Origin of the sequence: Nonomuraea sp. NPDC047897 (assembly GCF_043204415.1) — a bacterium.
Classification (GTDB): domain Bacteria; phylum Actinomycetota; class Actinomycetes; order Streptosporangiales; family Streptosporangiaceae; genus Nonomuraea.
The window spans coordinates 19,169-30,076 of record NZ_JBIDCC010000032.1 but is presented as its reverse complement, the minus strand read 5'-3'; the positions used below and the strand labels follow the sequence as shown (position 1 = coordinate 30,076).

10 protein-coding genes are annotated in these 10,908 nt (G+C 60.4%); 4 read left to right on the top strand and 6 right to left on the bottom strand.

Annotation, left to right across the window (positions count from 1 at the left end; translation table 11 throughout):
- Positions 1–53: 53 nt before the first annotated feature.
- Both ACGF0J_RS37975 and ACGF0J_RS37970 read right to left on the bottom strand, forming a co-directional pair.
- Complete coding sequence (locus ACGF0J_RS37975) at positions 54–1,889, bottom strand: DNA/RNA helicase domain-containing protein (protein WP_393154152.1); 1,836 nt, start codon at positions 1,887–1,889, stop codon at positions 54–56.
- Between the two features lie 55 nt (positions 1,890–1,944).
- Positions 1,945–2,433, bottom strand: a complete 489-nt coding sequence (locus tag ACGF0J_RS37970) for a hypothetical protein (RefSeq protein WP_393154154.1) — start codon at positions 2,431–2,433, stop codon at positions 1,945–1,947.
- On the opposite strand from ACGF0J_RS37970, the gene ACGF0J_RS37965 reads away from it, so the two are divergent.
- The 4 genes from ACGF0J_RS37965 (at position 2,403) to ACGF0J_RS37950 (ending at position 5,794) form a co-directional block, all read left to right on the top strand.
- Positions 2,403–2,675, top strand: a complete 273-nt coding sequence (locus ACGF0J_RS37965) for a tetratricopeptide repeat protein (protein WP_393154150.1) — start codon at positions 2,403–2,405, stop codon at positions 2,673–2,675. The two genes, ACGF0J_RS37970 and ACGF0J_RS37965, sit on opposite strands and share 31 nt — an antisense overlap.
- Positions 2,676–2,736: 61 nt before the next feature.
- Entirely contained in the window at positions 2,737–3,066 is a 330-nt protein-coding gene (locus ACGF0J_RS37960; RefSeq protein WP_393154148.1) for a hypothetical protein, read from the top strand.
- Complete coding sequence (locus tag ACGF0J_RS37955; protein ID WP_393154146.1) at positions 3,063–3,467, top strand: transposase; 405 nt, start codon at positions 3,063–3,065, stop codon at positions 3,465–3,467. Before ACGF0J_RS37960 ends, ACGF0J_RS37955 begins: the two co-directional genes overlap by 4 nt.
- A 473-nt stretch (positions 3,468–3,940) precedes the next feature.
- Positions 3,941–5,794, top strand: coding sequence for a DUF262 domain-containing protein (locus ACGF0J_RS37950; protein ID WP_393154144.1), 1,854 nt, complete (start codon positions 3,941–3,943; stop codon positions 5,792–5,794).
- 73 nt (positions 5,795–5,867) lie between these two features.
- Here ACGF0J_RS37950 and dndE read toward each other — a convergent pair whose 3' ends face one another.
- The 4 genes from dndE to dndB are packed head-to-tail and all read right to left on the bottom strand — an operon-like array spanning position 5,868 to position 10,860.
- A complete protein-coding gene (gene dndE / locus ACGF0J_RS37945; RefSeq protein ID WP_393154142.1) occupies positions 5,868–6,245 on the bottom strand; it encodes a DNA sulfur modification protein DndE in 378 nt (125 codons plus the stop codon).
- Entirely contained in the window at positions 6,235–8,223 is a 1,989-nt protein-coding gene (gene dndD, locus ACGF0J_RS37940; protein ID WP_393154140.1) for a DNA sulfur modification protein DndD, read from the bottom strand. The genes dndE and dndD overlap by 11 nt, the downstream gene beginning before the upstream one ends.
- On the bottom strand, positions 8,210–9,733 hold the full coding sequence (gene dndC, locus ACGF0J_RS37935; protein ID WP_393154138.1) for a DNA phosphorothioation system sulfurtransferase DndC: 1,524 nt from the start codon (positions 9,731–9,733) through the stop codon (positions 8,210–8,212). The genes dndD and dndC overlap by 14 nt, the downstream gene beginning before the upstream one ends.
- On the bottom strand, positions 9,730–10,860 hold the full coding sequence (gene dndB / locus ACGF0J_RS37930; protein WP_393154136.1) for a DNA sulfur modification protein DndB: 1,131 nt from the start codon (positions 10,858–10,860) through the stop codon (positions 9,730–9,732). Before dndB ends, dndC begins: the two co-directional genes overlap by 4 nt.
- Positions 10,861–10,908: the final 48 nt, after the last annotated feature.

Below are 10,908 nucleotides of genomic sequence, written 5' to 3'. Positions count from 1 at the left end.
CTACGAGCGCCGCGCCGACCACTTCGCGTCCTTCGTCGCCATCGCCGCAGCGCTCATTTGCTACCGCCGACTCGCCAAATGAGACGACGTCTTAGCAGCACCTTGTAGGTGTTGCGGATCAGCCGGTCCGCCTGTTCATCGCTGACCCCCTTCCGCACCAGTGCCGGGTCTTTGCTGGCGCTGCGGACGGTGACCAGCTTGCCGTCTCGATAGACCAGGTCCGGGCCGAAGATCACGCCGTTCCAGTCGTACTCGAAGCCCTGTGCGGTGTAGACGCACCCCACCTGCTCAAAGCCACCGGGGGCTGAGGCCCACAAGGCACTGGCCGGAGCGTTCCCCACAGCCCTGTCACCCTTGACGTTCCACGGCCGCGCCCAGTCACCGACCCGTACGTCCGCGACCAGGCTGTCGTCCTCATTAGGGGCGCTCCAGGGCCAGCAGAACCCCGCTGTCATCCGTGCCGAGTACCCCGCGTCCAGCCTGCTCCTCAGCAGAGCCTCCAACTCGTGGGGCGACTCGGCGAGGGAAACGGCGAAGTGGTCGTCATCCGTCCATGCCTCCGGAGCGTCGCCGTCCAGACCCAGCAGCCGCAGCACCCACTCCTCGTACTTGCGGCTCCCACCGCAGCGGAACTGCGCGTCCAGATCGACCTGGTGTACGGCAAGGCCAAGAGAATGTGCGTAGGCCGTGATGTCAGCGACCCGCCCCATCTCCCCCGGCCGTACCACCTGATGCTCGTCCAGCAGGAACACCGGCACCCTCGCCGCGGCGATCAACTCGTCCAACTGTGGCCGACCTGTCCGCTGGGTCGACTTGGTGAACCGGTTGGCCGAGGTCTCGCGGATGCGGTGGGCCTCGTCACAGATCAGCACATCCAGTTCATTGGGATTGGCGGTCATGAAGTTGTTGAAGTACTTGAACATCGCCTTCATCCGGGTCGACCCCTTGGCGACGACGCGCCTCATCGTCTCGGTGAAGGAGCGCGAACCCGTCGCATGCAGAGCGGAGTAGCCGCGGTCGGACAGTTCGCCCAGCAGGGACAGTGCGATGACGCTCTTGCCAGAGCCGGGGCCTCCCGTGATGATGACCACCTGCTTCGAGTTGCCCGCCCGTGCCTTCTCCACCGCGTGCAGCACCATCTCGTAGGCAAGGCGCTGCTCGGCCAACAGGCGGAACTGGTCGCGGTTCTTGATCTCACCCGCGGCTACCTTCAGCAGCTGCTTGGACGGGCGGATGGCGCTGGAGAGCAGGCGATCGGCCGCCGCAGCCCCGGACTCGGGCCCGAACTGGGCCCTGAGGTAGTCGACGAACTGACCCCGACGCGTCTTGCTGAAGAGCCGGGTGCGCTCGTCTTCGACGTGATCGTAGAGGTCGTGGATGTCCGGATCGCTGGCGTTGTGCAGGTAAGCGACCCCGCGCACCGCGTTCTGGTGTTGGTCCAGGGCACCGGCGAAGTCGGCCAGGTATTCGCAGTAGCCCCGCACCTGCACGACCGGGTGAAGCTTGGGCCGGTTCCCCATGCCCGACACCAGAACCATGTTGACGTCGTCCTCGTACAGCTCGGCCTGGCTCCACTGCTTGAGTTCGACGATCAGGTAGGAGTCCGCTCCTGTCCGCCGGTCGCGTCCAGCGAGGATGACGTCCGCCCGCTTGCTGGTTAACGGGAGCTGGTACTCGATCAGCATCTCGACGCCACCCAGACCGGCTTCGACCAGATCCCGAGCCAGAATCGGGATGCTCCGATCCCAGGACTTGCGTTCACTCCTGCCTGGATTGATCCCTTGGGTGGCGCGCAGGTAGTCGGCGATCACATCACTGAGGACGCGCTCGGGCACCGACTCGGACACCAGCTGGACCAGACTTTCCGCCGAATGCCGGAAAACGGCCACGGATCTACCCCCAGGCAGCACGAAAGACTCGTGCGGTATGGGGGCGTGTCCGCCATCAGAGCGGAAGCCCGTCGGGCCGCATCACCGATACGTCCTGAAGATTACCGGGATCTTCGCTTAATCCGGCCCCGATCAGCCAATCAAGCGCGTGGAACAGCGCCCCCCGGGTCGTCACCTGTACGCGACCGGAGGATCCTGATCGCTCGATATAGCGCGATGACTTGGCGGCATCCCTGATGGCATATATCGGATCAGGGGCGGCCGGTGCCGGCGAGATGTTCACATCTAGGGTGGCCTCGTGCAGCGCCTCGCCCTCTTCGACCTCGACAGGACTCTCATTGACCTCGACACCGCGTTCTTCCGCTGGGCAGAGGAGTTCGCCGAGCATTGGCGGTTGGGGCCTGAGGGCGTGGCCTGGCTCGTCTCTCTGGATCGAGACGGGTACCCGCATCGAGAGATCTTCTTTGGCAAGGTACGCGAGCACTTCGCTCTGGCGAAACCAGTCGATGAGCTGTGGGCGGCCTAACGCCGGCGTATGCCTCACCTCGTGCGGTGCTACCCCGGTGTTTTGCCAGGTCTCGGCGAGTTGCGCGCCGTATCCTCGGGGGGGATCACCCAGACACCTTAATCACCCGGAGCAACTGCGCTGCAGCTTATTTAAAGATGGGATCGATCGAAAAAGGACTGCTGCTGCTCGAACGTGCGCTCAATGATTGTGAGCGCGTTCTAGGGTCAACGCATCCACTGACCAAAAGTATTCGAGTAATACTGTCACGTATGTCGTAACGCCCTGGGGCGAGCCCGTCCAAATCCCAGCCATCATGTATACGTTTCCCTCAACCGTGACTTGGACACGCCGCAGGATCCCACGACATTCGGCGTCGCCCGGTTCCGGCGCTGGCAGCGTGACGGCACCTGGGCCAAGATCCTGGCCTCGTTGCAAAGGCGGGCGGACGCCGCCGGGAAGATCGGCTGGACGGTGAGCGTGGACTCCACGACCAGCCGTGCCCATCAGCACGCCGCGGGGGCGCGCCGGGACGGCCACCTGCAGAAGGAACCGCCCGGTGGGACGGGGAACGAACCGAACGAACATGCGCTGGGCCGCTCGCTGGGCGGGCTGACCACCAAGACGCTTCTGGCCTGTGAGCAGGGCCGTAACCCCTGGCCCTGCTGGTGACGGCCGGTCACCGAGGAGACAGCCTGCAGTTCATCGCGGTCCCGGGCAAGATCCGGGTCGGCCGCACGGGTGGCGGCCGACCCCGAACCCGTTCCGATCTTGTGCTGGCCGACAGGGCTTACACCACCAAGGCCAACCGCACTCATCTGCGCCGGCAGGGAATCAAGGCGTCCATCCCGAGCAAGGCCGACCAGGACGCCCACCGGCGCGCCAAGGGTTCCAAGGGCGGACGGCCGCCAGCCTTCGACCCCGGCCTCTACCGCCGGCGTCACACCGTGGAATGCGGCATCAACCAGCTCAAACAGAACCGCGGCATGGCCACTCGCTACGACAAGCTCGCCGTCCGCTTCGAGGCCACACTCACCATCGCCGCGATCGACCAGTGGCTCAATGCCTCATGAAACACCGCCTAGCAGCCGGCAAGCGCCGCATCGCCGAGTGGGAAACAGAACTGCAAACCACTCTGCGGGCAATCGAACTGGTGCGAGAGGTGGTGCCCCCAAAGACGGTTCGCGGCCATCGCGAAGATGGCCGGCGAAGGCATCCCCGTCGAGGTGCCCTTCCGCGTGCTGGACATCTCGGCGTCCGGTTACTACGCCTGGCGGGATGGGCCGCCCTCCCCGCGGACCGTCCGGCGTGTCTGGCCGTCCGGCCTGATCCAGCAGATCCACCAGCATTCCGGAGGCACCTCCGGCAGCCATAGGGTACATGCTGACAATTAATTCCGCATAACGCACATAACGTGCCATTGCAGGCGAAGCTACATGCATCCTTAGCGGATCCTCATGCCACATCATGAGCGTGGCCATCCACTCCTCACAGCCGAGATGATGCTTCTTGTTGCTCGTCTACTCATTGGGTACCATTTCTTGACGTGTCGATCTCCCCCCGCAGCGCCGCCTCCGTGAAGCCAAGCAGCTTGCCTGTCGGAGAGCTGCTTGAGAAGCGCTCACCCTTCCGCGTTCCTAAGTACCAGAGGCCTTACGCTTGGGATGCGGAGCGTGTAGAAGAATTCATCGGTGATATCCTCAACCTCCTCAACATGGGGGAGAGCGATCACTTCTTCGGGTCAATGGTCGCCATCCAAATTGCCGACCATTCGCAAGCAAGCACACTGGTGCACGAGGTCGTGGATGGCCAGCAGAGACTCACCACCTTCTATCTTCTCATCGCTCAAATCGTCAAGACGGCGCGATCGTTGGAGGATGAAGCGCGCACGGCCGGCGACGAAAGGCTCGCAGTTCGTCTAGACATATTTGCAGAAGAAACGTCTAATAAATATCTCTTCTATGAGCGGTACGACGTGGAGGAAGGCAGGAAGACTCTAGAGCCCAGGCTACGCCTGTCCAAAGAAGACGATCCAAAGTTCCGCGCTCTACTCACGGACAAGGCGACGACTGGTCCAAGCCGGGCTAGCCACAAGCTACTGAAGGCCGCATTCGATCAGATATATGACAAGCTAATATGCGAACTCCTCGATAGGGCTAGCGACACATCCGAGAAGTTCAAAGAGCTTCAACGGCTGCGTGAATCCATTCTACGCGACACTTTTATCATCCACATAGTAAGCGAGGACCGCCAAAGCGGGTATCGCCTCTTTAGCGTCCTCAACGATCGCGGGAAACGCCTAGCCGTGGCCGACCTGCTGCGAAGCCACACCCTGGAACAGCTCGACGAGTATCCCGTTCTTCAGGACGATACTTCGCGCCGGTGGGATGAAATCCTTGCCGAAGGAAGCCCCATCGCCGACGAATTTCTCCTAGACTACCTTCCGTCGATGATAGGTCGCCGGCTCAGCCCCGAAAGGCTATTCGGTGGCCTTAAACGCGAACTTTTCAAGCTGAACCCAGCAAACGAAATCGATGCGTTGGGCGCCGCCCTCCAAGTGCAGACGCTCGCCGAGGAATTTCAGAAATTCCAGCTCATCGAGAAGGGGCAGTGGCCCTATACCGCCCTCGAAAGACATGCGAGCGTGAGCGACTGGCAAAGGGCGCGACTAAAGAGACTTGTCGTTACTCTCAAACACAAGCTCTCCTTGCCGCTCTTGCTCGCGGCCTGCAGGTGCGTAGATGAACAGAAGTTCGCGGACCTCGTTCACATACTTGAGAAGTTCGCATTCCGCTACAAAAACATCTGTGATGGCCACGCGACAGCGGCGAGCCGGCATTACTACGCGATGGCAAAGGAGCTCCGGCAAGCCGCTTCAGCGGGCAATCCAGTGCCGAGCTGGAATGGCCTGCTCCTTGGGCTGCGGCAGCTCATAAAGGACCGGGCCCCGGACGAAAAGTTCAAGGCTCAGCTGAAGGAGAAACTTCGTTACGACCACCCCTCCCAGCGAGGCAACATCCGAGAGTTCTTCACGACACTCGACGACTATTGGGGTTGGCTACGGCAAGGTGCGCACGGCTCGCCGAAGTACTCCCCCGGCTCGGTCGTCGATATCGATCAAGCCACGATCGAACACATCTATCCACAAAACGCACTACTAGCGGACAAGGATGCGGCGCTTGAGGAGTGTAAGCATCGACTAGGCAATCTCTCATACTGGGATCCAAGAGACAACGTTGCGGCTGGCAATAAGGGGTTCTCGGACAAGCAGGCCCTTTTTACGCTGAGCAAGAGCTCTGTAACTCAAGCTCTAGGCTCACTTCCAGCATGGAACCTAGGGCAGTATGACTCTCGGGTCGCCGGCCTGCTCGCGGATGCGTGCAAGGTCTTCGTGGTTTAGGCGCTACAAAGAGGTCCTGCTCGGTGGGTAGGTCAGGTGATACTTGGACTACCCACCGAGCCAAGCGAAGCGCCTATCTAACGGCAGTAGCCACGAGATCTTCGATGGACTTCATGTCCGTTCGGCCAGATAGATATCCGATTCCTCGGTGCAGATGGACAGCCAGTAGCCGGGCGACGGCTTCATCACTCGGCTGCTCTCCTTCGTCCACACAACGCTGCCGCAGCAGCGCGAGGTACAAATCCCTCTGATCTCCGGCGAATGTACGCCACGACATCTCGAGATTTGAATCAGCCACGATGTCTCGAACCAGCGGGGTACTCTCATCAGCGAGCGAGGTAGCCAGCGCCCACCGGCATAGCACATTCCACGTCTTGATACCTGTGACCCGCTTCAGCTTGATGAGCTGGTCCTTGGCCGGCTGCGACAACCGGATTGTGTCAAGCGACATAGCGTGTCTTCCCCCACCCGTAACCACGCTCGACGGTGGTAGTGAACGTTTTGTCGTCATGCACAAGCGTGTATGTCTGTGCGATCGACGGGATGAGGCTCTTCAAGAGATCGTCAGTGATCTCTTCATCGGTTGAGAGCAACAAGACTTGGTGGCTTGCTTGCGGGAAGTATCGGGTGACCAAGTTCTGGCGATGGCGACTGTCCAGGCGGCCCAGCGGAGTGTCGATTACACTCGGTAGACGGTTTCCGGCTACTCGTGCCAGTCCCCAGAGCAGAGATACTGCGAGAAGTTGCCGCTCACCCGCGCTCAGGCGTGTGGGATTAAGTTCCTCGCCGTCTTCGTTGATCAGTACCAGGGTGAACTTACTTGTGTCGATGCGGAGGTCCTTGACTAGCCCGTCTTTCCGCATGAGACGGGTGAAGCTATCCAGTACGGCTACCTCAAGACGGTTGATGTGTCTCTTGAGGAGAAGCTCGCCGAACTTCTCGAGCGTGTTGCGTGCGCGCTCGGAATAGGAGACGACGCGCGAGCGATGCTCTATCTTCGCGATGTCGATGGCTCGTTTGCTATATGCGCGATCACGAGCTGTCACGAGCTGTTCATGCTCACGAGTGTGGGCAGCATGTGCCTCTTCTACTGCCCGCAGCTCGCGCTCTAGGTCAGTGACCTTCTGCCGCGCCTTCTCCTGCTGGGCGATCAGGTCCGCGATGGCGTCCTCGGCGGGGACGCCGGCGAGCTGTCGGTCAAGGGTGTCCAGCTGGCGGCGAAGGTTCGCTGACTCGGCCAGCAGTTCGCGCCCTCGGTGCGTCTCGGTCGTGAGAACTGAATCAAGTAGCTGGAGCTGCTTGATTCCGGTGGAGGACATCTGGATCGGCTTAGGAGTCTCGGCCTTAGAGCTCCAGGTGGACCTGTCCTTCTCCAGGAACTCCGCCACCTGCTTGAGCGCAGTCGTGTCCTGCGCCTCGCCGAGTAGAGCGAGGAGCTTTGTATCCCTCTCCTGCAAGGCACCGAGCATCTGCTCTGCACGAGTTGCTTCCTGCTCCTTTTCGACCTGCGACTTAAGCGCAGCGAATCGAGGCTGAAGAAGAAGGAGAGGCAGTGGGCCTGCGGCCACGGCGCTGGCCAGAGTTTCCCTTACGGCAGCGAGTCGTCTTTCAGCCTGATCCCTGTGGGCCTGCAGCTCAGCACGACGCTGGAAAAGGTCTCCTCCCTGCTTCGCGAACTTGGTCTCAATGTCCTTGAGCTCCTTCTTCGCATGCAGGAGATCTGCCCTGACCGCCGCTACATGCTGTAGGGCATCAGCTTTGGCCAGCTCGGTCTCTTCTAGCTGAGCTTCGATGGCAGCGATCTGTCCGAGGACCGCCTCGTCCTGCTTGGTGACCTTCTGACGGCGCTGAAGGGCCAGCAAGTCCGTCCGTAGCTGCTCGACCGTGCTGACTCCAAGAAGAGACTGAACAGCTGACTCGATGACGGGGGCCGCGCGCTCCGGATCCGCGAGCGACTCGATCTTTTCACCGTCAAAGAAGAACAGCGACGCGACTTCGAGAGGGAGGAGATCCTCTACGTAGTTCGCCCATGTTTCGCTAATGGCCCTGTCGTATTCGCCGTTCACAAATACTTCAAGTGACTCCGGGACGGTTTTTCCGGAGATTTTCCAGTACCGCTCGATCCGGTAGTGCCGCTGTTCTCCCTCGAGGGTTGTCGAGAACCAGAGCTTCACACCAGCTTGCTTAGGGGTTGCCTGGCGGTTCACGCTGTCGCGCAGAAATGCCTCGTAGGAGCGGTTACCTCGCCCGCTGCACCGTGCACGGGCGCCATAGAGCGCCAGCTGGATGGCATCAAGCAGTGTTGTCTTACCGCATCCGTTGAGTCCGCCGATCAGAATGATAGGCCGGCCTGGCTTAGGAGACAGCGACAGGCTTTGCTTACCCTTGTATGCGCCGAAGTTCTCTAGCGTGATTTCATGCAAGAGCATCGGGGCTCACTTCATCCAGTCCGGGCAGGGGTGGGGCGATCTTGTTTTGGTGGTTACGGCGAGCGAGCTCTAGCGCATCTTCTGCATCCACGTAGTATCCGCGCTTGATGGTACTTTCGAGCGCGTCGAAAAGCCCAGAACGGCGGGTCATCGTCCGGAAGTTTCGTTCAACCGACAGCAGCTCGCGCATCGTCTTGAAGTGGAGATCGTCACCATCGCAGACCTCTAGCAGCAGTTCAACCTCATCGGCCGCCACTGCCAGGTGCTGGTCTAGCGGTTCGCCAGGGAAGTCTTCTCCGATCTCCTCTTTGTAGATACGGGGAAGCGAATCTTCGATCTCGTGCTTCTCGAAGACCCAGATGCGCCGGATCTCATGGAGCTCATCCATGGTGATCAGCTCGATTCCCTGGACGTACTCTGGCGCATTTTCCCTGATCCAAGCTTGAGCGTTCAGGAGCTTCCGCAGCCAGTCTTCGCGTGCCTTTTGTGTATAAGGTCCGGGGATATTGCGGCCACCAACCAACTGGATGGTGCCATTCATCTTACGAAAGTCTCGCAAGTGGCTGTTTTCGGGCACATCAAGCTCGTCGCGGAGCTCCAAGAGCGGAAGCATCCACCCCTTCTCTTCGTCATTCTGGATCATGGCCGACATGGACTTGTCTTTGTCCACAAGAGTGCAGGTCCAGCACCCGAAACGGCTATCTCCGCAGGAGGGGGTGGTGTTATCGACCACTAGCGGGCATTCACCGTCACTTGATGCGCCCTGGTACATCGTGAGGAGATCCTTGTTGGGATGCCCCCAAGGGTTGGGTTGCTGCATCAGGAAGGTCCACACCTCGTCGTTGCTCCAGGCTTCGACTGGGCTATAGACGAGAGAATTTGGCAGATTTCCGTTGGGCGAGAGGCGCTCACGAACCCGTCGCTTCTCATGGCGTTCCATCACGCGTGCGCGCGCCTGGCTCTCGGCCTTCCTGATGCCCAGGACTAGAATGGCCTCGCCGTGATCATGAACCACTCTTCTGATGAAGGAGTTCGATGGACGAATCTTTAGGCGCTCGGTACACCAGCGGAACTTTGGACTAGGGGCTGGGTAACCCTTTCCGATGAGACCTACCCAGAACGTGTCCTTAACCTCAGGCGTCAGCTTATTTGGCTGAATGGGCAGCTGCTGTGCTTCCGCAGCCTTGCGCATGGTTTCGAGCGACTGGGTAACCCATGCAGCAACGACGGGGTTTTCTACCAAGGTGTCGGTGCTGATGACATAGACCGGCTTGGTGCGTTGCTCTAGCTCGAGACCCTGCAAGGCCATCCAGACAAGTTGAAGGACGGCCGTGGAGTCTTTGCCTCCGCTGTAACCCACGACCCAGGGAACCTGGTCGGCTAGGTAGAGTTCTCGGATTTCTGCGGTGAGCTCGCTCACAACGGCGGCAAGGCCGCCCCGGCCTTCGAACGGAACGGTACGCCGGGTCGGTGTGTTCAGCATGACGACACTAGGTGTCGGGGTGCTCATCGCTCTCCTCGCTGGTAAGCGGCTTCGGCCTGCTGCTCCTCGATGCTCAGTTCGAGACCAAGTTGCTGTCGAAGATAATTCACTGTGAGTACGACATTTTGGTGATTCTTCGAGACGCGGCCACCGATGATGGCGCGCCCTTCCCAGTCAGGGTTGGTGCGCGACCAGTCGACGTCCTGCAGCGGCGCGAGCCGAGGCTTCCACTCTTCTGGGTCAAGCGAATCTCGTAGCAGTGTGTTCCCGAGGAGGCCTAGTGCGTGGAGTGCGATGCCGTGCGTGTGGAGGTACTGTTTGCGCATCTCAGCAGCTGACAGGGCGCGTCCGCGGACCTCGCGCCAGTCTGGAATCAGCTCGTCGACGGCTTCCCAGAAGCTCCATGCAAGGCTCTCGCCCTGCTTGCCTTCCACTTCGAGCCCCTGGAGCAGGGCGCTGGTGGCTGAGTACAGTGCGCTCAAAGTGAAGAGCTTGCGCGATCGTGCCGAGAGAGTGCTGCTCTCCATCTCGACATAGTTTCGGAACACTGGGCATTTCAGTGCCAGCAGCCGTGTGAGCTGGGATAGCTCGTCCCTGTGGTCATAAAGCACGCCGATGGATCGTGCGGGGCGTACCGCATGGCGGTTGAGATCGGCGAACATTTGCTGGCTGCGCTCAAGGCCGGCGTCATGGAAGAAGACGACAGCGATTGTCTCGTCGCCCAGCGGCGGATTTTCTTTGAGTGCGGCTTCGATGGCGGCTCGACGATGCTGTCCGTCGTTGATCAGGAAGCGCGATGCCATGGGGATGTGGAGCTGCCCCACCCTCAACCCAGGGCCTTGATCGGAAACCCCAATAAATCGCATCGATCCATCGACTGATGCGGTAAGCGCGCTAAACACGTAATCGTCTGGATTTTCCAGGATATAGCGGGCGAGTGCTGGGACGCGGCCTTTGTTCAGGACCCGTTGCGCCCTGACCTCGGGCGCGAGCTCGTCCTCGTCAAACAGGAAGATCTTGGGGATGAGGCGCAGAGGACACATGGAGACGTAGTACTCACGCCCTGCCTGCACGCCCCGGATCGCTGGGAAGATGTACTCGAAGCCCGCAGTCGTCGCGTCTCCATCTTGTCGCCCCAGCCCGTGTGTTCCCACCCGACACAGGCTATCGTACGTTAGCGTTTTAACGTACACACGTTGTCG